The organism is Pseudoalteromonas sp. APC 3355 (assembly GCF_030407615.1).
GTDB classification, from domain to species: Bacteria; Pseudomonadota; Gammaproteobacteria; order Enterobacterales; family Alteromonadaceae; genus Pseudoalteromonas; species Pseudoalteromonas distincta.
In genome coordinates this window covers 136978-162693 of the sequence record NZ_JASDDB010000010.1, presented here as the reverse complement: position 1 = coordinate 162693, position 25716 = coordinate 136978, and the positions used below count along the sequence as shown (strand labels likewise).

Annotated in this window: 22 protein-coding genes; 10 read left to right on the top strand and 12 right to left on the bottom strand. The window is 40.6% G+C overall.

Annotated elements, in window-relative coordinates; translation table 11 throughout:
- Positions 1–195 precede the first annotated feature (195 nt).
- The 5 genes from QMA08_RS14410 to QMA08_RS14390 form a co-directional block, all read right to left on the bottom strand.
- Complete coding sequence (locus QMA08_RS14410; RefSeq protein WP_154903728.1) at positions 196–1392, bottom strand: dipeptidase; 1197 nt, start codon at positions 1390–1392, stop codon at positions 196–198.
- 64 nt (positions 1393–1456) lie between these two features.
- The gene (locus QMA08_RS14405) at positions 1457–1711 is read right to left on the bottom strand and encodes a YheU family protein (RefSeq protein WP_004335925.1); all 255 of its coding nucleotides are present in this window, start codon (positions 1709–1711) and stop codon (positions 1457–1459) included.
- A gap of 2 nt (positions 1712–1713) precedes the next feature.
- Positions 1714–2700 carry a hydrolase gene (locus QMA08_RS14400; RefSeq protein ID WP_024606596.1) on the bottom strand — a complete coding sequence of 329 codons (987 nt, stop codon included), beginning with the start codon at positions 2698–2700 and terminating at the stop codon, positions 1714–1716.
- A gap of 671 nt (positions 2701–3371) precedes the next feature.
- Positions 3372–3794 (bottom strand): TIGR02444 family protein, encoded by a 423-nt coding sequence (locus QMA08_RS14395; protein WP_290174781.1) that lies wholly within the window; start codon positions 3792–3794, stop codon positions 3372–3374.
- Positions 3778–5700, bottom strand: coding sequence for an ATP-binding cassette domain-containing protein (locus tag QMA08_RS14390; RefSeq protein ID WP_008165349.1), 1923 nt, complete (start codon positions 5698–5700; stop codon positions 3778–3780). Before QMA08_RS14390 ends, QMA08_RS14395 begins: the two co-directional genes overlap by 17 nt.
- A gap of 132 nt (positions 5701–5832) precedes the next feature.
- On the opposite strand from QMA08_RS14390, the gene QMA08_RS14385 reads away from it, so the two are divergent.
- Positions 5833–6036, top strand: coding sequence for a YheV family putative zinc ribbon protein (locus QMA08_RS14385; RefSeq protein ID WP_007378899.1), 204 nt, complete (start codon positions 5833–5835; stop codon positions 6034–6036).
- A 32-nt stretch (positions 6037–6068) separates the two neighbouring features.
- Here the strand turns inward: QMA08_RS14385 and QMA08_RS14380 are convergent, their stop codons facing one another.
- Positions 6069–6284, bottom strand: a complete 216-nt coding sequence (locus QMA08_RS14380; protein WP_004335946.1) for a SlyX family protein — start codon at positions 6282–6284, stop codon at positions 6069–6071.
- Positions 6271–7269: a hypothetical protein gene (locus QMA08_RS14375; protein ID WP_290174780.1), complete on the bottom strand. Its 999-nt coding sequence runs from the start codon at positions 7267–7269 to the stop codon at positions 6271–6273. Before QMA08_RS14375 ends, QMA08_RS14380 begins: the two co-directional genes overlap by 14 nt.
- A gap of 215 nt (positions 7270–7484) precedes the next feature.
- Between QMA08_RS14375 and fkpA the strand changes: the two genes are divergently transcribed.
- A complete protein-coding gene (gene fkpA, locus QMA08_RS14370) occupies positions 7485–8231 on the top strand; it encodes an FKBP-type peptidyl-prolyl cis-trans isomerase (RefSeq protein ID WP_004335950.1) in 747 nt (248 codons plus the stop codon).
- A gap of 65 nt (positions 8232–8296) precedes the next feature.
- On the opposite strand, the gene rsd is transcribed toward fkpA, so the two are convergent.
- Complete coding sequence (rsd, locus tag QMA08_RS14365) at positions 8297–8767, bottom strand: sigma D regulator (RefSeq protein WP_138489928.1); 471 nt, start codon at positions 8765–8767, stop codon at positions 8297–8299.
- A 529-nt stretch (positions 8768–9296) separates the two neighbouring features.
- On the opposite strand from rsd, the gene hemE reads away from it, so the two are divergent.
- Positions 9297–10361, top strand: coding sequence for a uroporphyrinogen decarboxylase (hemE, locus tag QMA08_RS14360; RefSeq protein WP_002961084.1), 1065 nt, complete (start codon positions 9297–9299; stop codon positions 10359–10361).
- A gap of 107 nt (positions 10362–10468) precedes the next feature.
- Here hemE and sthA read toward each other — a convergent pair whose 3' ends face one another.
- Both sthA and QMA08_RS14350 read right to left on the bottom strand, forming a co-directional pair.
- The gene (sthA, locus tag QMA08_RS14355; RefSeq protein ID WP_007378904.1) at positions 10469–11899 is read right to left on the bottom strand and encodes a Si-specific NAD(P)(+) transhydrogenase; all 1431 of its coding nucleotides are present in this window, start codon (positions 11897–11899) and stop codon (positions 10469–10471) included.
- Positions 11900–11912: 13 nt separating this feature from the next.
- A complete protein-coding gene (locus QMA08_RS14350) occupies positions 11913–13046 on the bottom strand; it encodes a fatty acid desaturase (protein WP_033021447.1) in 1134 nt (377 codons plus the stop codon).
- A 126-nt stretch (positions 13047–13172) separates the two neighbouring features.
- Here QMA08_RS14350 and fabR point away from each other — a divergent pair, with 126 nt between their 5' ends.
- From fabR to leuD, 5 genes are all read left to right on the top strand, one after another.
- Positions 13173–13796 carry an HTH-type transcriptional repressor FabR gene (gene fabR / locus QMA08_RS14345; protein ID WP_002961087.1) on the top strand — a complete coding sequence of 208 codons (624 nt, stop codon included), beginning with the start codon at positions 13173–13175 and terminating at the stop codon, positions 13794–13796.
- 405 nt (positions 13797–14201) lie between these two features.
- Positions 14202–15755: a 2-isopropylmalate synthase gene (gene leuA / locus QMA08_RS14340; RefSeq protein WP_002961090.1), complete on the top strand. Its 1554-nt coding sequence runs from the start codon at positions 14202–14204 to the stop codon at positions 15753–15755.
- The gene (gene leuB / locus QMA08_RS14335; RefSeq protein ID WP_002961092.1) at positions 15752–16828 is read left to right on the top strand and encodes a 3-isopropylmalate dehydrogenase; all 1077 of its coding nucleotides are present in this window, start codon (positions 15752–15754) and stop codon (positions 16826–16828) included. Before leuA ends, leuB begins: the two co-directional genes overlap by 4 nt.
- Positions 16829–16888: 60 nt before the next feature.
- A complete protein-coding gene (leuC, locus tag QMA08_RS14330; protein ID WP_290174779.1) occupies positions 16889–18289 on the top strand; it encodes a 3-isopropylmalate dehydratase large subunit in 1401 nt (466 codons plus the stop codon).
- Positions 18289–18888, top strand: a complete 600-nt coding sequence (gene leuD, locus QMA08_RS14325; protein ID WP_290174778.1) for a 3-isopropylmalate dehydratase small subunit — start codon at positions 18289–18291, stop codon at positions 18886–18888. The genes leuC and leuD overlap by 1 nt, the downstream gene beginning before the upstream one ends.
- A 93-nt stretch (positions 18889–18981) precedes the next feature.
- Here the strand turns inward: leuD and QMA08_RS14320 are convergent, their stop codons facing one another.
- Positions 18982–20481 (bottom strand): DUF3360 family protein, encoded by a 1500-nt coding sequence (locus QMA08_RS14320; protein ID WP_039488646.1) that lies wholly within the window; start codon positions 20479–20481, stop codon positions 18982–18984.
- 417 nt (positions 20482–20898) lie between these two features.
- Between QMA08_RS14320 and QMA08_RS14315 the strand changes: the two genes are divergently transcribed.
- Complete coding sequence (locus tag QMA08_RS14315) at positions 20899–21885, top strand: hypothetical protein (protein WP_290174777.1); 987 nt, start codon at positions 20899–20901, stop codon at positions 21883–21885.
- An 87-nt stretch (positions 21886–21972) separates the two neighbouring features.
- On the opposite strand, the gene QMA08_RS14310 is transcribed toward QMA08_RS14315, so the two are convergent.
- Positions 21973–23598, bottom strand: coding sequence for an endonuclease (locus QMA08_RS14310; RefSeq protein ID WP_290174776.1), 1626 nt, complete (start codon positions 23596–23598; stop codon positions 21973–21975).
- A gap of 303 nt (positions 23599–23901) precedes the next feature.
- Between QMA08_RS14310 and QMA08_RS14305 the strand changes: the two genes are divergently transcribed.
- On the top strand, positions 23902–25716 hold the full coding sequence (locus QMA08_RS14305; RefSeq protein WP_290174775.1) for an assimilatory sulfite reductase (NADPH) flavoprotein subunit: 1815 nt from the start codon (positions 23902–23904) through the stop codon (positions 25714–25716).

Here is a 25716-nt window from a genome sequence, read left to right as displayed (position 1 = left end):
TTAATGCCTGAAGAAAAGTGATTTGCTCCTAGGTATAGAATTATTGCCGTAGCTTGGGTTGAGTTTTACGAAACCCGAGGGGGAAATAGCACCGAAGATAACTATGCTGGTAAATATAAAAAAGCACGGCTAGGCCGCGCTTATATTGAGTTAGCTCTTGGTCTTTTAGCCAATTACTAATATATGATAAAAGCTTTAGTGCTTCTTCGCATACTCTTGCGCTTGTTTTAAAACTCTTAATAAATTGCCACTTAAAATCTTTTTAATATCTTTGTCGCTATAATCTCTATCCATTAAACCTTGGACAAGATTTGGGTAGCTAGATACGTCTTTTAAGCCGATAGGTAATGAATCGCCAACTCCATCATAATCAGAGCCAATACCTACATAATCAATACCAATTAGCTCAACTACGTGATCAATATGGTCAAGTACTTGCTCAAGACTTGCAAATGGATACGGATTTTTAGCACGGTACGCAGCATCAAAATCTTTACTTAACTTAGTGCCTTCTTTTTTAGCTGACTCTTTTGTACTTTTTAATTGCTTGCCCCAACTACCTGCTTTAGCGGTAACAAAGCTTGAGCCAAAATTGATTTGAATAACACCGCCATTTTCTTTAAGTGCTAATAACATATCGTCATTCATATTACGCTCAAAGCCAGGCGTGTATTTACGAAGTGATGAATGAGAGGCAATTACTGGTGTTTTAGAAAGCTCCATAACCTGATAAAACGCATCATCAGAAATATGCGATACGTCAATTAGCATGCCTATATTATTCATTTCAGTGACAAGCTTTTTACCAAATGGGCTTAAGCCTTTCCATTTACGGCGTATATCGTAAGACGAATCCGAAATATGGTTGCTTTGAGAGTGCGCTAGCGTGATGTAACGAATGCCGCGGTCGTAAAAGTGCTGAAGGTTTTTCATATCACCTTCGATTGGAGAGCCATTTTCCATACCCATGGCTATAGACAGCTTACCTTGTTTAAATTGCTCTTCAATATCAGTGCTTGAGCTAGCAATAGCAAACTTATCGGGTGCGCGCTGGACTATGGCTTCCATACTATCAATCATTTGATTGGCTAGCTGGTAGCTTTTTCCTTTACCCTCAAACTCTAAATGCGCAGGAATATAAATCGACATAAACGGTGCGTTTAAACCGCCTTTTACAGCGCGAGGATAGTCAAAATCGCCATCACTAGTTGCTTTGGTTACATCAACCCAGCTTTCATGAATTCGATAAGGTACGTCAATATGGGTATCAATTAAAATGGTATCTTTAGCGAGTTTAATTGCCTTATCAGATGCTGTTATTGTTTGTTCTGCTTGGGCTTGGCTAGTTAAAGCTAGTGATATGGCTACCACTAGAGTGCTGAGTTTTATCATGTTTTGGCTCTTTGGGTAAAAAGCCATTGTGTACGTTCAATTCAAAAGTTACAAGTACTACGCCCTAATCAAACGACTGTGCTTGATGCTCTTCACTTTGCAGGGCTTTAAATTCGCCTTTTGAAATTATAGTTACAGACTCGTGTAATTCTGAGAAAAACACCATCGCTTCGCCATTTTTAAGCTGCAGCTTTACTTGGCTTACTTTAGATTCGATGCTTGCCTCTACTTCACCATAATCGGTACCTTCGCGTAATACGTAGCTTTCGATTAAGTTATAAAGAGTGTCTTGATCGAGTTGTTCAAAAGGGATAATCATTACTACTTGTTACTCGCTTTATTTGATACGTGCTGGCTAAAATAATGAGGGACGGCTTTTTCTAACCAAAATATAGGCTTAAACGGATTTTTACCGCTAATAAAACCAACGTGTCCGCCTTTGTCAGAGATGCGCAGCGTAACATGCTCACTTACGTCTTGCCTACTCGGTACGGCTTTAATTGAGAGCATAGGGTCGTCTTTGGAATGAATAATAAGTGTGGGCACAGCGATATCTTTCAAGTACGGCATAGCACTGGCTTTACGGTAGTAATCGTGTGCGTTTTCAAAACCATGTAGAGGGGCTGTTAACTGATTATCAAACTCTAATAAATCGTCAATTTTCATTAACTGTTTTGGCGTTAATGAAATTTGCTGCTTAATTTGTGGCAGCTTTCGCTGCATTGATTTTTTCATCCGATCGAGCAGATATTTTTGGTAAATTTTACCTAAGCTTTTACGAATAACATCGCTCGATGACGACAAATCATAAGGAGCAGATACCACCGCTGCTGCACTTAATGGGCATTTTTCGCGTTCTTCACCTAGGTATTTGGCAAGTACGTTACCGCCCAATGAAAAACCAACAGCGACCATAGTGCGCTTAGGAAATTGCAGCTTTAAGTGATTTATAAAAAAAGCTAAATCGGCGGTGTCACCGCTGTGATAAGCACGTGGTAGGCGATTTACTTCGGTTGAGCAATTTCTAAAGTGCATAAGCACAACTGCATAACCTTGTTTTTTTAATGCCTTCATCATGCCTTTGGCATAAAAGCTATTTATATTGCCCTCAAGGCCATGCAAAACAACAGCAAGTGGTGCGGTTTCATTATGTGGAAGTGACCATGCAAGCTCAATAAAGTCACCATCAGGTGTATCAAGTTGCTCAAGTTCGTAGGACGTATTGTGAAATGGGCGGAAAAAACGCGGCATTATGGTCTGAACGTGACGATTGGTCATCCACCATGCTGGTTTGAACTGAGAGATCATGTTTGTACTACGTATTTTGTATTAAACGAAAAGCTAGTGTATCAAATTTTTCGCTTCAGAAAATAAAAAGCGCCTAACTAGTAAACTAATAAGGCGCTTTAGTGCGTCGTGCTTAATTTTGTTCGGGAATTTCTGCGTCATGTATTTTTTTCAAAAAGAAAAAAGCAAAAAAGATACACAAAGAAACAACGATGGTTAAAAACCCAAAAGACATAAATAAAACTGGATCTGTAAAAAAGTCTCTAAAGAATACGTTCATGAGTTGCTCCCCTCGTTGTTGATGGGTTAATCATAGGCTGTGTTTGCAGGTCGCAACGTGATCGAGATCAAGTTATTTTTCTAAGCAGGTGTAGGAGTGAAGCTAAGTTGATTTAGATCATGTTTTAAGGGTTGGTAAGTTATTACCACTGAGAGCTAAGAGAGTTTTTCACTTTACCTAAAAGCGTAGCGCTTTAAACTTTTTTGAGTAAACCACTTAAAGATTTTTTGCACAAAGAGAAAAGAATGAGAAGTAAATGAGGGTAGAGCAACAAACTGCTCAATATTTATATCTAAGTTATTTTGTTTTCCTCTAAAAGCGAAGCGCCTCTTAACCTCTTTGTGAGTAAATTACTTGAAGGTTTTGTGCACAAAGAAAATAAGAAGTGGAGGAGGGTATAAAAACTAATACCCTAAGTGGCTTTCACATATAGCTCAATGTTGTTTGGCTCTGAAAGTTTGACTAATTCAAGCTCATTTACTGTTTCAATCAACATATGTTGCTGTTGTTTTTCAAGCTTCAGCTCAGCGCTTAGCAACTCTGCACGTATTGTGACGTAATTACTTATCGCATTCTGGTTAGCTTTTAAATAGCTACGAGCGGCGCGCAGAGGTTGTAATGCGTGAGTATCAAAGTCACTAGTTACGTTTATTAACTCGTTTAGCTGTTGGGTATTAACACTTAAATTTAATGAGTCTAAATAAAGCAGTAATAAGCATAAATTAACATTTTTTCCTTGCTGGTTTTGTAGTGCCAGCAAGGTTGTTTGTTGCTCAGGCTTTGCGTACAAAGTGCACGCAAATTGCCAAAAATGGTCGCTATTGAGCAAGTTCATCGGCGAATGCCTGCTCTTTTTCTTCCATTTCTTCAAGTGCCATAAGTAACTCTTCTTCAACGTCGTTAAGTTTAGGCGTAAGGGTTGCTTGCTTGGCTAATAACTCTTTAAGCTTGGCTTTGTTGTCGTCGTTGTAGAGTTCGTTATCACCTAAGGTCACTTCCACTTCACTTAATTCCGCGGTGAATTTATCGAGTTGCTTTTCAAGCTTTTCAATTTGCTTTTTAAGTGGTTGAGTGGCCTTTCTAAACTCAGCCTCTAAGCGTTTTTGCTCTTTGCGGTTAACACCCGGGTTTGCTTTAGGCTCGTCGCTTTGCTGCGCTTTAACCGCTTCTTTATTGGCATTGAGTAACCATTGGTAATACGCATCTAAGTCGTAACCAAACTGGGTTACTTTGCCGTCATCGACTAGGTAAAACTCATCGGCGGTATTTTTAAGCATATGGCGATCATGCGATACGGTAACCATAGCGCCTTCAAAGCCTTGTAGTGCCATCACAAGTGCATGGCGCATTTCTAAATCAAGGTGGTTAGTTGGCTCATCGAGAAGCAGTAGGTTTGGTTTTTGGTATACCAACATGGCAAGCACTAAACGTGCTTTTTCGCCGCCCGAAAACGGGGCTACAGGCTCAAGTGCTTTATCGCCAATAAAGGCAAAACCACCTAAAAAGTCACGTAGTGATTGCTCAGTGGCTTTTGGATCGAGGCGTTGTAAATGCATTATTGCACTGGCTTTTAAATCAAGGGATTCAAGTTGATGCTGCGCAAAGTAACCAATATTTAATCCGTGATGCTGAACAACTTCGCCCGCTTGCGGCTCTAAATCACCAGAAAGCAGTTTAATTAACGTTGATTTACCTGCGCCATTTCGACCAAGTAAAGCAATTCGGCTGCCTGGTACAAGGTTTAGCTCTATATTATTTAAAATAGTGACGTCACCATAACCCGCTTTGGCTTTATCTATCGTCATTAGTGGGTTTGGCAATGCTTTTGGCTCTGCAAACTCAAAGTTAAACGGCGAGTCGGCATGTGCCGGCGCCAGTTTTTCCATGCGTTCAAGCGCTTTCACACGGCTTTGTGCTTGTTTAGCTTTACTGGCTTTTGCTTTAAAGCGCGTTATAAACTGCTCAAGGTGAGCAATTTGATCTTGTTGCTTATCAAACATTGCTTGTTGTTGTAGTAAGCGCTCAGCTTTTTGGCGCTCAAACTGCGAGTAGTTACCTTTGTACACGTTAATAAGTTGCTTATCTACATGCCAAATTTGATCAACCACCGCATCTAAAAACTCACGGTCATGCGATATAAGTACAAGGGTGCCGGTATAAGCACGCAAAAAGCGTTCAAGCCAATAAACGGCATCTAAATCAAGGTGGTTTGTTGGCTCATCGAGTAATAGTAAATCGGCGTCGCGTATTAATGCTTGGGCAAGGTTTAAACGCATACGCCAACCACCAGAGAACGAGCTTACTGGATTTTCTATAAGGTTATTGGCAAAGCCTAAGCCGTGTAATAGCTCACCTGCGGTTGATTCAATGCTATAGCCTTTAATGTTTTCAAGCTGAATATGTACTTTAGCTTGTGTGTCGCCATCGTTGTTTTTCTCGGCCTCACGCAGTGCTATACGCATTGCGTAGTATTCTGGGTGGCCTTGAAGTACATAATCAATCGCGCTTATTTCAAGTGCAGGTGTCTCTTGCTTAACAGAGGCGATAGACCAATCTTTTGGAATGCTGCAGTTACCGGCATCTAGTTGTAGTTCTGATTTTAGTAAACCAAATAACGTTGATTTTCCACAGCCATTAGCGCCAACAAGGCCTACTTTGTGTTCTGGAAATAACGTAGCTGATGCGTTTTTTAATAAGGCTTTACCGCCACGAAGTAGTTCTATTTCTGAGATTTGGATCATGAATGCGTTACTTTGCTGTGCCCTTGTTAAGTTGGCGCTATCATAACATAGAACTTAATGCTCTTATCAAGCGTATCAACAAGTGAAGTTATACGATAAAATGACAGCAGTTCAAACCACAGGAAAAATGTTGTGAGACAAAAGAAGCGATTTATTGCTGGTGCATCGTGCCCTGACTGCAAAGCCATGGATACTATGATGCTATACAGAGAACATGATGTTGAAAAAGTAGAGTGTGTTGAGTGTGGTCATAAAATGGCGCAACCCGATAACGCTGTTCAGGCGTCTACTCGCCAATTTGAACAAGTAATTGGTGTGTTTAAACCGGGCGACTAACCCGGTTTTTTATTGCCTAATTTTTACCGGTTTTAGTAATGCGGTGGAGGTGGCTCAGGTACTTCAGACATCATAGACGATGATGACTGCGACTCTTTAATTTTTTCTGCTAGCAGCTCGGTTTGGCGTTTCATTTTTGCTAACAGCTGTTGGTGCACTTTTATTTCATCATTTAAGACTTCAATCGTTTCGTCTTGAAAAGCCACTTTGGCTTCAAGTTCCATTAAGCGATGTTCAATTGTGTTCATTATTCTCTCGTATAATAAATCGCTCTGCGATCCCGCTGGAGCTTTCGGTTAACAACGACTTACCGTTATCTGTAAATGTCACATCTAGCACCACCGCCGATTTAGGCTTACTGCCTTCGCGCGGGGTAACCTGCCAAGTTTGAATTTTTTCACCGCTTGGTATTTGCCACAAATCTACGCGCTTATTTGGCGAGCCGGTTGCAAGCAAAGTGCCTTGTCCGTTAAAACGCACAGCAGTAAAAATTTTCTGACGCGCAATATACTTCAGTTTACTCACAAGATCACCTGTAGTCAGCTTCCATACATTTGCTTGTGCCATACTATCGGCCGTAAACGCATAGCGACCTTGTGGATCGAGCGTTACTTGGGTAACACGCGTTGGGTGATTAAAACGATGAATTACTTGGCCTGTACGTGTATCCCAAAAGTAAGCAACATAATCGTTAGAGCCACTTAAGGCAAAGCGTCCGTTAGGTGAAAGGTCAACGGTGTTAACTTTATCTTGATGACCTAAAAACTCAATACGACGTCCGGTTTCTAGGTTTACAAATACGACAACGCCGTCGCTACGGCCGTATAAAACACTACGGCCTTGATTGCTAATGGCAATATCGCGAATACTGGCTTTTTGTATTTTGTAATAACCTTTATTTTTGCCTGTGGTTATATCCCACACAGCAAATGTGGTTTTTTCGGCGGTAACTGCCACGCTGTTATCAAAAGCAATGGCAACAGCGTACACTAGGCTGTCTTGTGACTGCTGCTGAAACCATTGGTATTTTAGCACCTGCTGTTGATTATCCCACAGAGCGACCCCATGGTTGATAGAGGAGATCAAACTGTATTTACCATCGTTTGAAACTGTTGATGAAAACGCACCTTGTGCAGCATGTTCGTAACTTGCTACAGCGTGTTGTTTTTTATCGGTACAGGCGATGGCTAAAAAACAGCTAAATACGATTAAAAAAGTACGAAATATCGACATATTACAGGTATTTCCCCTTAACTCTTAGTGACTGAGAGGTTAGACTAGGACGCGTTAAATGCCTAGGTTGTTTGTCTAATCACTGGATATGTTTTTAGTTTAGCTAACAATATGGAATTTAGTCATTAAACAAGCAGCCTATCATGTGGGCCGTTAATCTTTCACTAGTAATAATACATTAAAATGACAACTGCAAAGTGTGTCGGAGATTTAAAATGAAAAAGACGATTAGATTGTCATTGATTGCAGCGTCAGTTTTAGCGCTTACAGCTTGTAATCAAGAAGCAAAAAAAGAACAAGCTGAAGTTAAATTAGACACTGTAGAACAGCAACAAGCATACGGTATTGGTGCATCTGTAGGTAACTTTTTAAATAAAGACCTAGCAGACAAAACAGAAATTGGTATTGAACTAGACCAAGCACTTTTAATTCGTGGTTTTGAAGATGCGCTTGCTGGCAATGCAAAAATTGACGAAGAAAAAATTCGCGAAGTATTAACTGCACTAGATACATCAGTACGTACTAAGCAAGAAGAAAAAGCTAAAGTAGAGTCTGAAAAAAGTAAAGAAGCAGGCGCTAAATACCTAGCTGACAACGCTAAAAAAGAAGGCGTTACAGTAACTGAGTCTGGTCTACAGTACGAAGTACTTAGCGAAGGCGATGGCGAAAAGCCAGTGGCAACTGATGTAGTTAAAGTACACTACAAAGGGACTTTATTAGACGGTACTGAGTTTGATAGCTCATATGCACGTAACGAACCGACAACTTTCCCTCTTAACCGCGTAATTGCGGGTTGGACTGAAGGTTTACAACTTATGTCAGTGGGTTCTAAGTACAAGTTCACTATTCCTTCAGAACTTGCTTACGGCGACCGTGACTTAGGTAAGATTCCAGCTAATTCAACTCTTGTATTTGAAGTTGAATTACTTGAAATTCAAAATGAAGAAGCACCAGCACAATAATAAGCTTATTGTGTAAATGCAAAAAGGGACCTTAGGTCCCTTTTTTAATATGCGTAAGTAACGTATTAATTCGTGTGATTAGAAAACAAGTTATCAATAAGCTCATCTTCAAGTGCAAAACGTGCTTCTAATGCCTCACCAATAACAGATAAGTCATTATCAAAGTCTTTCAATAAGTCTTCTTTGTCTACTTCTGCGTACTTATCATTAAAATCTAACGCCACATCGGTTGTGCTAGAAATACGCGGGTAAATAGAGTTTGCAAGCTCTTGGCTTTGTAAGCCCTTTTTTTCGCATGCTTTTGCTATATCGTCATATACTTCAAAATGGCCTGCAGATAGGTAATCCATTAAAAGCTGGCAAAATGATTCAATTAGTTTTGGCTCTGGCAATGCTTGATCTTGCTTTTCGTACGGCGTAAAGCCTGCAATTTTGCAGTAAAGTACAATAAGTTCTTGGCGTTCGTTTAGCCATTTATCAATTACTGTGTGGCTACCACCCCATTTCTGTTGAGCTTTTTCTACACGCGTCAGCATAACTGTTCTCCTAGCTGGGTTGGTTTTTAATTTAAATATAATAAGTTTATGTACATCAAGATATATTTAATTTGCGCGTATATCAACAAGTAAAGTTGAGCTACTTTGAGGGTTGTACCTTTTTATATAAACCGAGGTGAGGTATTTTATTTTAGGCAAGAAAAAACCACCAGTTACGGTGGTTTAATTTCTTTCAGTGACTTGTTATAACAAGCTTTCTTATTTTTATGAGATGATTTTTATTGTTATTATTTTAAAACATTTATTTTTATTGTTTTAAGATTTTTATTATTGTTTTTGTTAACGCGGGACAAACAATAACAAGGATTTTGTAATGTTGCAAACATATTAATAAAAAGTTTTAAATGTTATTCCTTTTTGTTTGTTTTATAGTCAAAAGGGATTAAAAAACTCTATTCTATTGATCTACCTCTAGGTAAAGCTGTTTTCGTCCCTAAGCAATAGAGGGTCGGAGAATATGGTGGTACAATCTTGCACAATTTATACAAGTCTTAGGATCATTTACGCCATGAGCGAATTAAAAAACGACCGTTATTTACGTGCACTTGCAAAACAACCTGTTGATGTAACTCCGGTATGGATGATGCGCCAAGCAGGACGCTATTTACCAGAGTATCGCGCTACACGTGCACAAGCGGGCGATTTTATGAGCCTGTGCCGTAATGCTGAGCTTGCATGTGAAGTAACACTGCAGCCACTACGTCGCTACCCGTTAGATGCCGCTATATTATTTAGTGATATTTTAACGATTCCAGATGCGATGGGTTTAGGTCTTTACTTTGAAACTGGCGAAGGCCCTAAGTTTGAACGTCCTATTTCATCTCTTGCTGATGTTAAAAAAATTCCAAAGTTAGACCCTACAGACGAGCTTGGCTACGTAATGAACGCAGTAAGCACTATTCGTCGTGAGCTTAAAGGCGAAGTACCACTCATTGGTTTTTCTGGTTCACCTTGGACGCTAGCAACTTATATGGTTGAAGGCGGTAGCAGCAAAGTATTTGGTAAAATCAAAAAAATGGCGTTTGCAGAGCCGCAAACACTTCATTTATTACTCGATAAGTTAGCTGACTCAGTTATTGATTATTTAAATGCTCAAATTAAAGCTGGCGCGCAATCGCTAATGGTATTTGACTCATGGGGTGGTGTATTAAGCCCGCGCGATTACAACGAATTTTCACTGCAATATATGCATAAAATTGTAGATGGCTTAATTCGTGAATACGATGGTCGTAAAGTACCGGTTACTTTGTTCACTAAAAATGGTGGTCAATGGATTGAAGCTATTGCAGCAACTGGTTGTGATGCAATTGGTCTTGATTGGACTATTAATATTAGCGACGCTAAGCGCCGTGTGGGTGATAAAGTAGCTCTACAAGGTAATATGGACCCATCTATGTTACACGGTACACCAGAGCGTATTCGCCAAGAAGTAGGCACTATTTTAGAAGACTTTGGTACAGGCAATGGCCACGTGTTTAATTTAGGCCACGGTATTACACCAGATGTAGACCCTGAAAATGCTGGTGTATTCATTAATGCAGTACATGAGCTAAGTGCTAAGTACCATAAGTAATAGTCACTTAAACAAGCTTTAAAACTGTTTAAAAGTAAAAAACCCGCTAAGTTGCGGGTTTTTTGTTACCTATTTATAAAGGCTTTTAAAACTTCTTAGTTAAGCAGTTATTTAAATAAGCGATTTAAACCATTTAATGCCGCAACACGGTAGGCTTCAGCCATGGTCGGGTAGTTAAATGTGGTATTTACAAAGTAGTCGATATTATTACCACCATTTTTTTGTTCCATAATAGCTTGGCCAATGTGAACAATTTCAGAGGCACGTTCGCCAAAACAATGTACGCCAAGTACTTCTTTGGTTTCGGTGTGGAATAATATTTTTAAACTACCTACTTCAGTACCTGCAATTTGCGCGCGAGCCAAATGCTTAAACTGAGCACGGCCAACTTCATATGGTACTTTAGCGGCTGTAAGCTCTTGCTCGGTTTTACCGACTGAGCTCATTTCTGGGATGGTATAAATACCAGCCGGAATATCAACAATCAGCCTGTCATCGCAGTTACCACATGCAATTGCATCAGCAGCTATACGACCTTGGTCAAACGCAGCACTTGCAAGGCTTGGATAGCCTATTACATCACCTACAGCGTAAACGTTATCAATTTCTGTTTGGTATGTTTCGTTAACTTTTAATTGGCCACGGCTATCGGCTTTTAAGCCAATGGCTTCAAGATTTAGTGTATCAGTGTTACCAGTACGACCATTAGCAAATAAAATACAGTCAGCTTTTACGCGTTTACCTGATTTTAAATGCATTATAACGCAGTCGTCACGGGTCTCTATTCGGTCAAACTCTTCGTTATGACGAATAACAATACCGCTGTTCCAAAAGTGGTAGCTAAGCGCGTCAGATATTTCAGCATCCATAAAAGCAAGTAGTCGGTCACGTGTATTAACTAAATCAACTTTAGCGCCTAAACCTTTAAATATTGACGCGTACTCACAACCAATTACACCTGCACCATAAATCAGTACACGATGAGGGTCATGCTCAAGGCCAAGTATTGTGTCACTTTCGTAAATACGAGAATGCGTAAAATCTACCTCTGGTGGGCGATAAGGGCGTGAACCCGTTGCTATAACAATCGTTTTAGCAGTCAGTCGCTCAGTTGAACCATCATTTCTTTTTACTTCAATTGTGTGCTTATCTACAAAGCTCGCATCACCTTGAAACATATGAATGCGGTTACGATCGTAAAAGCTGCTACGTAAATTAGATTGCTTAGAAATAACAGAACTTGCGTGACGTAAAATATCAGGAAATGTTAAGCGGCTAGGGCGCTCACCAACATTAAATAACGGATTTGCTTTGTATTCAATATAGCGGCTAACAGAGTGGCGAAGCGCTTTTGAAGGAATTGTTCCCCAATGTACACAACCGCCACCAACTGATTCTTGGCGTTCGATAACCGCTACTTTTTTATCGTTTTTTGAAAGGTTCATGGCGGTACCTTCACCGCCAGGACCCGTGCCAATAATTATTGCATCATATTGGTATGTCACGGGTACTTTTTTTTGTTCTGGTTGTTTGGCCACAGCCACTCCTAAATTAATTAAAAGAGGCTTTTAATAACCTCGCATTAAGTGCTAGCCATGCCTGTTTTTGATTTTCCCAGGCGGCTTCCAACTCATGGTATTGTGCCATTAATGCTGAGCGTTCACACTGCTTTGCCATGTTATTTTTTTTAACTTCTAACACTTGTTTTTGTAGTGAACAATAATTTTGCAGTTTTTTCAGCAGTAAATCGTACTCTTGTTGTAATAATGTAATCTTATCTTGTGCTAAAGGCAATTTTGCAAGACGCGTTTGCGTTTTGCTCATGAGCGTTTCGGCCTTCGCTTTTTCTATACGTTCAACAGGAGTACGCTTTAACTTATTGGCTAAACCAACAGCTGCTAAAGAGCGGATCATCCATTTTGTTGGATCGTAATGAAACCACTTAATACCATTACGGTAGTCGCTTGCAAAAATATGGTGGAAGTTGTGATACCCCTCACCGTATGTAAATAACGCTAAAAAGCCGTTATCACGTGCCGTATTTTTTTCGGTGTATGGGCGAGAGCCCCAAATATGTGCAACTGAGTTTATAAAAAAGGTAAAGTGTTGACTCAGTACTAAGCGTAGTAAACCTGCAAGAATTAACATCCCCCACACATCACCAACCAATAAACCAAGTGCTAGAGGCAAGCCTACGTTCATAGCAATCACAAGCTTTAAGTAATGTTTGTGTTGCCACATAACAATTTTATTGCGCTGTAAGTCGCGACAATTACTATAATCACCGTAGCTATCGCCTTGGTAGTCACGTAACATCCATCCGATATGGCTATACCAAAAACCATTGGTCGCCGCGTAAGGGTCTTTTATTGGGTCGTCAACTTGACCGTGATGTATACGGTGATCGCTACTCCAATGCAATGCACTGTTTTGCAGCGCAAAAGCACCGCCAAGCGCAAAAATAAATTCAACTGCAGGGTGTGCGTTATAGGTTTTATGTGCCCATAATCGATGGTAGCCGGCAGTAATTGATAAGCCTGCATAAAACATGCAGGCTACAAAAGCAATCCAATGCGCGCTGGTAAATCCGTAGCTAATGGCGTACCAAGGTACAAGTGTGGCAGCCGCCAAAAAGGTTAGGCTAAAAAATAGGACGTTTGTCCAAATAATCGGTGGTTTATTCATAATTCTCAATCTCAGCGTACAACTGTAAGCTAAAATAGTATTTCAAACTCTTGTCGTCAAGTATTAGACTGTACAATTGAGCTAATATCACTAAATATTCATATAAAATAATTCAGGGAGCTGTTGATGTCGGGTGTTAGAGCGCAACAGAAACAAAAAACACGACAGGCGTTAATTCAAGCGGCATTTAATCAGCTGAGTGCTGATCATAGTTTTTCGAATTTAAGTTTACGCGAAGTAGCACGAGAAGCTGGTATTGCCCCAACTTCTTTTTATCGTCATTTTAAAGACATGGATGAGCTAGGTTTAACCATGGTAGACGAAGCCGGTTTAACCCTTCGCCAACTAATGCGTCAAGCTCGCAGACGAATAGCAAACGATGGCGGCAGTGTTATAAATACCTCAGTGGTTACTTTTATGGAGTTTATTGATAACTCAAGTAACCAATTTAGATTATTACTACGAGAGCGCTCCGGGACTTCTAAAGCATTTAGAGCCGCAGTAGCGCGCGAGGTAAAACATTTTATTTTAGAGCTGGCTCATTATTTAGAAAGTGAAACTAAGTGCAACGCTATGCATGCCTATATTCAGGCGGAATCTATGGTAACGCTCGTATTTAATGCGGGTGCAGAAGCGCTCGATATAGAAGGATTGCAACGCGACGAATTAATTGAGCGCGTTATTTGGCAGCTGCGTTATATTACTCGTGGGGCCGGGCATTACGTAAGAGAAACGAGTAAAGAAGCATAGCTTAAAAAAATTGTAAAAAGTTAATATAAGCACGGTATATTGCAGTGCTTATTAATTTAAGCGTCACTAGTCATGTATTTGTTATTTTAATTCTTAATAGGTGCCTTGGTTGAATTAAAAAACCCAATTGAATCGTTTTTAAATCTGTTTTGTGGAATTTTTATGCTTGCTTCCGTCGCTTTGTAATGTTAAAAATAGGCTTCACTGAACACACACACAAGAAAACAAGATGCATATGATTCGTTTAATTACACTAAAACTTAACCTCTTACTGCTATGGTCAGTGAGCGGGGATTAGTGTGTTTGCATCGAGTTGAACACTAAAAACCCCGCAATTGCGGGGTTTTTTTTATCTCGCGGCTGGGATTAATTGAAATTTGGGTAACATAGGAATGAGGGGCAGTTATGCAAGAGCAAGATAAAGTATGGATTTTTGATACCACCTTACGTGATGGCGAACAGGCACTTAAAGCAAGCCTTACTGAAGATGATAAAATTCAATTAGCGCATACAATTAGCCGCTTGAATGTGGATGTGATGGAAGTGGGTTTTCCGGTTTCGAGCCCTGCTGATTTTCGCTCGGTGCAACGTATTGCAACCGAGGTAAAAGGTCCGATTATTTGTGGTTTAGCACGCTCTGTTGCCAAAGACATTGAAGCCTGTGGCGAAGCACTTCGCACAGCACAACAAAGCCGTATTCATACTTTTATTGCTACAAGCCCTTTGCACCTTGAACATAAATTACGTATGAGCCTAGATGATGCAACGGCAATGGCTGTTAAATCAATTAAATTGGCGCGTAACTATACTGATGATGTTGAGTTTTCGTGTGAAGATGCCGGTCGTACGCCGCATTGGGATTTATGTAAAATTGTTGAGCAGGCTATTAACGCCGGAGCTTCAACTATTAACTTGCCAGATACCGTTGGTTTTGTAACGCCAGACGAATACGCCGCAATGATCCGCCATTTAATGAATAACGTGCCAAATATTGATAAAGCGCGTTTAAGTGTGCATTGCCACAACGATTTAGGTTTAGCAGTAGCAAACTCGGTGGCTGCAGTGCAAGCCGGCGCACGCCAAATTGAGTGTACTATTAATGGCATTGGTGAGCGGGCTGGTAACTGCTCGCTTGAAGAAGTGGCGATGATCATGAAAATGCGCAAAGACCATTTAAAAGTATACACAGATATTAAAAGTGAAGAAATTTACCGCGCATCTCGTCAAGTGGCTAAAATTTGTAATATGCCAGTACAACCAAATAAAGCGATTGTTGGCGAAAACGCATTTGCACATAGCTCAGGCATTCACCAAGACGGTGTATTAAAAGCGCAAAATACTTATGAAATTATGTCGCCAGAAAGCGTTGGTGTGCCAAGCAACCAATTAAATATGACTTCGCGTTCGGGTCGTCATGTTATTGAGCACCGTTTAGAAGAGTTAGGCTATCAAAAATCTGATTACGATATGGATGGCTTATATAAAAGCTTTATCGAATTGGCTGACCAAAAAGGCACCGTATACGATTACGACCTTGAGGCGATGATTTACTTTAATCAAATTAACGATAAAGACGAAAAATACCAATTAGAATTTGTTAACTCAGCCTCTAACTCACAATCGGTAGCAAGCTCTACGATTGGAATGCGCATTGATGGCGAAGCTAAACAAGAAGCCGCGACAGGTAATGGTCCAGTAGAAGCCTCGTTTGCAGCTATTGAGCGCTTAACCGGTATGAGCGTTGAAATGATTGAATATAACTTAGAAGCGACAGGCCAAGGTGCAAGCTCATTAGGCCAAGTGAATATTATAGCTAAATACGATGGCCGACCTTACCACGGTGCGGGCATTGCAGCGGATGTGGTTGAAGCGTCGGTACGCGCCATGATCCGTGTTTATAACTTAATTTATCGTGCACAAAAAGTGTCTGATTTAAAACAACAAAGGAAAGCAGGATGAGTAAAACAAACTACAGCGTTGCCGTATTAGCTGGCGACGGTATTGGTCCAGAAGTGATGGCAGCAGCAGAACAAGTACTTGATGCTGTGAGCAATAAGTTTGGTTTTACCCTGAACCGTGAGCATTATGCAATTGGTGGCGCAGCCATTGACGAATTTGGTAAAGCATTACCAGAGAGCACACTTGCAGCGTGTGAAAACGCTGACGCTATTTTATTTGGTTCGGTAGGCGGTCCTAAATGGGAAAACTTACCACCAAACGAGCAGCCTGAGCGCGCATCGTTATTGCCGCTTCGTAAGCACTTTGGTTTGTTTTGTAATTTGCGCCCTGCACAGTTATTACCTGCATTAAGTGCAGCGTCACCACTTCGCGCTGATATTAGCGAAAAAGGGTTTGATATTTTATGTGTGCGCGAGCTAACCGGCGGCATTTATTTTGGCGAAAAAGGCCGTAGCGGCGAAGGCGCTGAAGAAGCTGCTTTTGATACGCAAACATACTCACGAAAAGAAATCGAACGTATTGCACGCTTTGCTTTTGAAGCTGCAAAATTACGTAGTAACCATGTTACCTCTGTTGATAAAGCAAACGTACTTGCATCAAGCGTATTATGGCGCGAAGTAGTCACCGAAGTAAGCAAAGACTACCCAGAAGTAAGCCTAGATTACATTTACGTAGATAACGCCGCTATGCAGTTAGTTAAGCAGCCTAGCCAATTTGATGTATTGCTTTGCGATAACTTATTTGGCGATATTTTGTCAGATGAGTGCGCCATGATCACAGGCTCAATGGGCTTACTACCATCGGCAAGTTTGAATCAATCGGGTTTTGGATTGTATGAGCCAGCAGGCGGTTCAGCACCAGATATTGCAGGTAAAGGCGTTGCAAACCCAATAGCACAAATTTTAAGTGCCGCATTAATGCTACGTTACTCGCTAGGGCAAGACGAAGCTGCTCGCACAATTGAAAAAGCAGTAGCAGAAGCCGTAGAAGCAGGCGTTGGCACACCAGATATATATCCAAATGCAGGTTACAGCACAAGCGATGTTGCAGCAGCCATCGTTTCACGCATTTAATAACATAGTAAAGTTGCAGCACCGTTATGCTGCAACTCAAACAGATTAGGGAATTAGCAAGTGGCCCAAACGTTATACGACAAAATTTGGCAAGCACATACCGTTGCCAGCATAAACGAGCAAACCGACTTACTTTATATTGACCGCCATTTAGTGCATGAAGTTACTTCTCCGCAGGCTTTTGCAGGTCTACGTGAAAAAAACCGTACTGTACGTTGCCCAGGAAAAACCTTTGCAACGATGGATCATAACGTATCGACTAAAAGCCGATCACTTGATGCCGCAAGCGAAGTGTCTAAAAACCAATTAATGGCGCTTGATAAAAACTGTAAAGAGTTTGGTATTGTACTTTACGATTTAAACTCAATTAACCAAGGCATTGTGCACGTAATGGGCCCAGAGCAAGGTATTACTTTGCCAGGCACAACCATTGTATGTGGCGATAGCCATACTTCTACGCATGGTGCGTTTGGTGCATTAGCGCATGGTATTGGTACGTCTGAGGTTGAGCACGTATTAGCAACTCAAACCCTACAGCAAAAAAAGGCGAAATCGTTAAAAATTCAAATTAACGGTGTATTGCGCCCAACAGTTACGGCTAAAGATTTAATTATGGCGGTAATTGGCAAGTTAGGTACTGCTGGTGGCACAGGCTATGTAGCAGAGTTTTGTGGTGCAGGCATTGAAGCGCTTTCAATGGAAGCCCGTATGACGCTATGTAATATGAGCATAGAAATGGGTGCAAAAGCGGGTTTAATTGCATCTGACCAAATTACTTATGATTATTTAAAAGGTCGTCCGTTTGCACCAAAAGGCGCAGATTTTGATGCAGCCGTTGAATATTGGGAAACCTTAAAAACGGATAAAGGCGCACACTTTGATTTAGTTGTTGAGCTAAATGCTGACGACATTCAACCGCAAATTACCTGGGGCACAAGCCCAGAGCAAGTAATTGGTGTTGATGAGTGCATACCCGATCCAGATAAAGAGCCAGATTTAATTAAAGCCGATGCCATTCGCAGCGCACTTAAATACATGGACTTAAAAGCGGGCGATAAATTATCAAGCGCAAAAGTAGACACGGTATTTATTGGCTCATGTACAAATAGCCGCATTGAAGACTTGCGCGCTGCTGCAAAGATTGTTGAAGGCAAACATGTTGTTGCCGGCATAGAGGCGTTAATTGTACCGGGCTCTGGCTTAGTTAAAAAACAAGCTGAAGACGAAGGCTTAGCCGATATTTTTAAAGCCGCAGGCTTTGAATGGCGCGAACCAGGTTGTTCTATGTGTTTAGCGATGAACGATGACCGCCTAGAAGCAGGCAAGCGTTGTGCATCTACTTCTAACCGTAACTTTGAAGGTCGCCAAGGTCGTGGCGGGCGTACACATTTAGTTAGCCCTGCAATGGCGGCAGCCGCTGCAATACATGGTCACTTTGTTGATATTAGAGGAGAAGCATAATGAGCGTATTTTTTAGTGGCTTAATGGCTCCACTTGATAAAAACAATGTAGATACTGACCAAATTATTCCTAAGCAGTTTTTAACATCAACTAGCCGCGAAGGTTTTGATGCTGCCTTGTTTTATGATTGGCGTTACCTAGATAACGGTGAGCCAAACCCTGACTTTATTTTAAATCGCCCATGCTACCAAGGCGCGCAAATATTATTAACGCGCGACAACTTTGGTTGTGGCTCATCTCGCGAGCACGCGCCATGGGCACTTAAGCAATATGGTTTTGAAGTTATTTTAGCTGAAAGCTTTGCAGATATTTTCTTTAATAACTGTGGTAACAACCAAATGTTAGCCATAGCGTTACCTGCCGACACGCTTGAGCAATTGTTTGTACTTAGCGAGCAGCACGACGATATTAACATTGAAATCGACCTTGAAAATCAAACACTAACAAGCAGTAAGTTTGCACCAATTAGTTTTGATATTAGTAAAGAGGTAAAAGAACGTTTGTTAAGTGGTTTAGACTTTATTGGTGTAACCGAAACACTAAACCCACAGATTGATGCGTTTGAAAAACAACTAGCAGCTGAGCGCCCTTGGCAGTAATTGTTTAATCTGTATATAGTAAAATCACGTATTGAAAAGCACGGCAATTGCCGTGCTTTTTTGTGGGTAAATATTAGGTTCAGTACCTAAGGCTTAATGTCTAAAGTCAGCCATTAACGCAGGTATACCAGGTAACATGCCTACAATAGCCATTACAGTGGTAAGTAGCACAAACATAATAAGTGGAATCACCCAGCGGCTCATCTTAGTTAGCTCAGCGCTACGTTCTTTACAGCCAATAAGCCCTAAGTTATCAAGTAACATAGTAAGCGACCAACCAAAAGCCGGGTTAACCAAGGTTGAGGCAAACACCACAATAGCGGCTGATTGCGTTGTTTTGCCTTCGCGCGTCATTTCCATGCCAGCTTCAAGTAGCGGAATAAACACTCCTACAATAAGCGCTACACAAAGCACAGGTTGCCAAATGGCTAAATCCATAGGGTAACCCCATAAACCAGCAATAATACAAAATACGGCTGTTAAAATGGCGCCAGCCGGAATAGGGCGTTTAGCAATAGCAGCAGGTACAATGTAGGTTCCCCACGATGAGGTAAAGTTAGCACCACCGGCAAGTGAGCCAAATGTTTGTCTAACCGATGCGCTCAGCATGGTGTCGTCGATATTCATTTGCACTTTTTCGGTGCGTTGCGGATAGCTTATTTTTTGAAATACTTGATGGCCTAAAAAATCAGGAGACCACATAGCAACGGCGAGCACTGCAAATGGGAGTACAACAACAAAGCTTTCAAGCGTTGGTAAACCTAGCATCCAACCCGTGTTTTCGCCCCACCAGTAAGCTGGGTTCATATTTGGTAAACCCGGTGCAGTATGAAACTCAAACGGTGCACCTAAGGCAAAGGCGACCACGCCACCAATAAGGCAGCTTAACGGCACAGCTAACCAACGCTTTTTAAAGTGCTCTAATAGCGCATACAATAAAATGGTGGCTAAAATAACAATAAACGCAATATGCGCCATATCAATAGCCTCAGCCCAGGCAAACAGCTTTTTAACCTGCGAAATAGTACCAATAAAACCTAAATAAATGAGTAGCCCGCCACATACACCTTTACTGGTTAGGCGCGCGAGCATACTTCCTCCTTTGGTTATGGCCAAAATAAAACCAAAGGCACCAATGAGTAAGCCAAACGCCATAGGGTGACCGCCAGCAGCAACAACAATAGGAATTAACGGTATAAGAGGGCCATGAGTACCAGCCAAGTTAGCTGTTGGTAAAATAAAGCCTGAGAATAAGATGATAAAAATAGAAACAATGAGTAATTCGTAGCGCACATTTTCTAAAACAAAGGCATCGCTTAAACCAAGAGGCGCTGCAAATGTTGCTGCAATAGCCCCCACCATAACGACTTTACCAATAGTGCCCGCCATTGCAGGAATGGTGTCTTCAAATTCAAATCGGTAATCTCTAAACGGTAAATTAGGACGCCAGCGCTTAGGCTGCATAATCTGTAATTCATGTTCGAGATACTCGTCGCGAGTATTAAACTCTGAACTCGGTTTGTGAAGCTGCTCGTAGCTTTGAGCATTCTTGTGCGTGTTTGATGGTGCATCACCGGGTGGTGTAGTTTGCATGCGTTCTCCTGCAACATTGTTGCTTAATCAAATAAATACGGCTTTTGTTAAAGCAAATGAATATTGAATATGCAGGGTAGATCAGCTTTTAGGCTGGGATGTATAGGCAAAAGGTCGTGCATGGTTGTTTTTAATACAGTTAATTTAAAAAACTGCTTTACACTAAAAGTTATAAAACTACACAAAGTGATTAAAAGTTGTTATAAATCATAATCTTGAATGAGTTATTAAGGAAGCGGAGCACTATTTACCTAATAGTATAGTGTTAACGGCAGGTTATTATCCTTTAGTCTTAGTGGCTGTGAAAGCCGTTTTTATTTCAAGCTATTTGCTTGCAGGAGCCGTTAATTTTGTTTTATTTGTGGTGGAATAATACTTCTGTTACTTTCTGATTGTTAATAACAATAAAGAATAGACATGCAACTCAACTCCCCTAAATCAATTGGTATTTTACTTGGTACGTTTTACGGCATATTTATGCGGCTGTTTATAGAGCTACTTGATACTTATAATTTAAGTAGCCTAGTCTCTATATCATTTATGTTTTTAGTGCCCGTTGCAATTGGTTATATTCGTGTTCACTTTGAGTACAATGAATCAAAAACATTAACTAAAAGGCAAATGGTCACGATTGCTTGGCAGCCTATTTTTGTTTTTTTATTTGTAAGTGTAATTACTTTACTTGAAGGCAGTATTTGTGTGGCTATGGCTTTGCCTGCTTTTATGTTTTTTGCCAGTATCGGTGGATTACTTGCGGGTTTTGTTAGAAAGCGTGAAATAAAAAAAGCGAATAGTTCTTTATTATCAATCGCGTTGTTACCTATATTGCTCTCACCTATTGAAGTTAATTTTTTAAATTTATCAAAAACATACGAAGTAACAAATTCAATAACTATTAACGCGCCCATCAATGTTGTGTGGCAACAGTTAGCTAATGTGAGTGATATAAAACCACAGGAAGTGCCTTTTTCACTCACTCAATTAATTGGTGTACCAAAGCCATTAAAGGCAAGTATGAATGCAAGCGGTATAGGCGCTGTTCGCACAAGTACTTGGCAAAAAGGCGTTGTATTTAAAGAAGTTATTACGGATTGGCAACCAAATAAACAGATGGTTTATAGATTTGACATAGACCCAGATGCTATTCCCGATGACGCACTCGATAAACACGTAAAACTTGGCGGTGAATACTTTTCTCCACTTTACGGTGGTTATCAGCTAAGTGAAGAAAAAAGCGGCAATACAATTTTAACGTTAAAAACGACCGTGCAAGACAATACAAATTTTGGTATTTATTCACGAATATGGGGAGAGATGATATTTCAAGATTTCCATCATTCACTTTTAACGTTGATGAAAAACAGAGCTGAAAAGTCACTTATCGCAACTGTTTCTTATAATTAGCTTAAATCATCATATTTTTAAAAAATATTACACGCTAAAAGATAAAGCCTTTGCATTTGCAAAGGCTTTTGTTTTAACTGCTAACTTTTACCAAATCATTTCCACAAATTCAGGGTGGTCGATATACGGGTTACGATTACCTTGAAATTCAAAGGCTGCTTGGTTACGGTCAAGTTCCATTTGGCTTACAGGATCGCTGTTATGCCAGTTAAGCAGCATGGCTACAACCCAGCTTTCAAACACTTGGTTGCTTGAACCATTAAGCACTGCATTACTTGAGGTCGTTTTGGTTTGCCAAGTGCCTATTACATTTTCGTAGCGCGTTGCCATGTAAAAATAAGCGCGAGCAAAGTCACCTTTAAATTCGTCAATTGGCTCAAATACAGTACCTGAGTAATTTAATGAACTTGCGGCAGAGCCTAATTTACTTCCGTTGGTTGATGTAAATGAAGCGCTTGCTACTTCACCAAATGGGAAATTACTACGCTTTGAGTTTACATAACCGTCGGTTGCGTAAATATGATGCACATCTGAGTTCATTGGCTCAATAGTGCCGCCAAACCAGCTTTTAGGAAATGAATGCTCACGGTTGTAACAGCCGCCTTCTCCACTATAGTTACCACATTGATCGCTCACCGCAGTATAATTGTAGCTATCTGAGCCGTTTGGTTTCTCGCTATACATATCTAAAATGCTGTTATCGTTTTCAAAGTATTTATCACGTGCAGATGAGTCGTAAAAATTCCAAATAGCCGAGTAACCCTGTGCATTATGATCTTTAATAATATTATAAAGCTCAGTTTTTAGTGCATAACCCGATAACCCTTGAGCAGTAACATAGTAGCCAGTGGGTGTTGGGTTGGTCCCGCCGCCATCACCAGAGCCACTACCTAAAGTAAATGCCGTGCTGTCTGTATTATTAAAACTTGCACCGCTAGCAAGTGTGGAAGAGCCTTGCTTAAGCGCATAGTTGCCATTACCTGTTGAACAACACATGCCATCGCCGTAGCTGTCGCTAATAACAAGTGTGTAAGTACCATCAGTTAGGCATATTTGCTCATCATACTGAGTGTTTGATGCGTAACCACTGCCGTTAGCAACAGCGCTACCTTGATTGTTATTAACGGCCCAGCTAGTTTCGCTACCGTAATTATCGGTGTTAAGCGTTAAGGTAAGGCTATTGTCGGTGCAACTTGTTGATGCGTTGCCATCAGTATTTGGTAAAAAGTTATCTACGTATACGGTTTCGCTGCCATCAAATCCACTTACATCGTAAAACCTAAGCCCAACACTAATTGTTTTATCACTGCTTGCTGTATAGCTATGGCTAATTGTTTGCCATTGGTTAGTTTGTACTTGATTTGAATAGCCATGATAGCCATCTACATATAAGCGCGCTTTAATTTTACCTTCGGTGTGGTAAACATCAGCCGAAAAGTTATAGGTTTTACCAGCTTCTACAGCAACCTGTTGTAGTAAATCAGTGTTACTTTGCGATCCTGTTGTTACATTGACAGCAGCAGAGCTACTACCGCTTTTAACTGTACTAGTTGAGCGCGTTAAGCTGATTCCGCTATCAATAGTGCTCCAAGAGCTAGGTGTATTACCTGACCATTGTTCAAATCCGCCATTAGCTACATTGGCCATTACAGGTAATGAGCCAAGTAACAAAGCGGTACTAAGTAGTTTATTTTTATATTTCCCGTGTAACATAGTTGTTCCTATTTTTATTTTGAATGAAGAATATACCCTACATTAGTTAGGTTACAAAATTGTTAATTTAAAGTGCAGTAAAAGGCAATAATAAGTCTTTAATCTGTTTTTGAAGGTATTTTTATAAATTAATAACTAAATGGAATATCAAAGCAGATTCTATTCTTTTTTTATCTATGCTGAGCCCGTTATCCTACTAACTTAGAAAACCTCAACAGATACGCTCTGGATGAGGTAAAACTCATTTTTAACAATACACAAAGTGTGTTGTGTTTAATTTTCAGGGTTATGGGGAATCGATTCATGTTGTTAGGTCAACTAAATGCTGCGGCAAGCCCGCTATCGCAAGATCAAATACAAAAGCTGCAAGGTTTAGTGGCTGAACTTAATCCAATTCAACAAGCGTGGGTAAGTGGTTACTTAGCTGCAAATGCTAATTCGGCTGCGTTAGGTGCTCCTACGGCAGGCGTACCGGCTGCGGGTGATGCAGCAGCGCTAACTATTTTATATGGTTCGCAAACAGGTAACGCAAAAGGTGTAGCTACCAAAATGAAAGAGCAGGCTGAGTCGCGAGGCTTAGCAGTTAAGCTTGTTAGCATGTCAGATTACAAACCAACAGCCCTGAAAAAAGAAAAGTTTTTAACTATCGTTGTATCTACTTACGGCGAAGGTGAGCCACCTGAAGACGCAGAAACACTTCACGAATTTTTAGCCACTAAAAAAGCGCCAAAACTAGACGATGTAAAAATAGCGGTTATTGGCTTAGGTGATTCTAGCTATGAGTTTTTCTGCCAAACAGCAAAAGATTTTGAAGAGCGTTTAAATAAACTCGGTGCACAAACTATCTATCAACGTGCTGATTTAGATGTAGATTACGAAGATGAAGCCGCTACGTGGATCGCCGGTGCAGTTGATGCATTTGAACCTGATTTAAAAGCGCAGCAAGAGGCCGCTGGTGGTCAAGTTGTATCAATGCCATTTGGCGCTCCAACCGCTGCAGCAAGCCAATATACAAAACAAAATCCATTTGAAGCAGAGCTATTAACTGTTCAAAAAATTACCGGTCGCGACTCGACTAAAGATGTACGTCACGTTGAAATTTCGCTTGAAGGTTCTGACATTACTTACACGCCAGGTGATTCATTAGGTGTGTACTTTTTAAATGACGATGTATTAGTTGATGAAGTACTTACACTTACACAAATAGATGCAACAAGCATTGTAAAAGTAGGTGATGAAGAGCTAAGCGTACGTGATGCACTTATTGAAAAGCTAGAGCTGACTCAGTCGTACCCAGGTTTTGTAGAAAAATACGCAACAGCAACAGGTACGCCTGAATTATTAAAGCTTGTAGAAGATAAAGCGGCAATGCGTGCGTATATTGAACCTCGCCAAATATTTGATGTGATTCGCCAAAACCCAGCAAAAATTGATGCGCAAACATTAGTAGATTGCCTACGTAAACTACAAGCTCGTTTGTACTCAATTGCATCTAGCCAAGCTGAGGTTGAAGATGAAGTACATTTAACACTAGGTCTAGTGCAGTTTGATGCATTTGATAGTGAGCATTTAGGTGGCTGTACTGGTTACTTAACTCGCCGTGCAGAAGAAGGTTGTAAAGTTAAAGTATTTAGCGAACACAACGACAATTTCCGCCTACCAACTAACGATGATACACCGGTGATTATGGTTGGTCCTGGTACGGGTATTGCGCCGTTCCGTGCATTTTTACAAGAGCGTGATTCGCGTCAAGCACAAGGCAAAAACTGGTTGTTCTTTGGTAACCCACATTTCACTCAAGACTTTTTATACCAAGTAGAAATACAGGGTTATTTAAAATCGGGTTTACTTAACAAAGTAGATGTTGCATTTAGCCGTGACCAAGCAGAAAAAGTATACGTACAAGACAAATTACGCAGTAACAGTAAAGACGTGTTTGAGTGGTTAGAAGCCGGCGCTCACTTTTATATTTGTGGCGATGCAAATCGCATGGCAAAAGATGTACACAACGCCTTACTTGATATCGTTAAAGAAAACACAGGCAAGAGCAATGAAGACGCAGAGCAATATTTAAAAGATTTGCGTAGCGCAAACCGCTATCAGAAAGACGTGTATTAA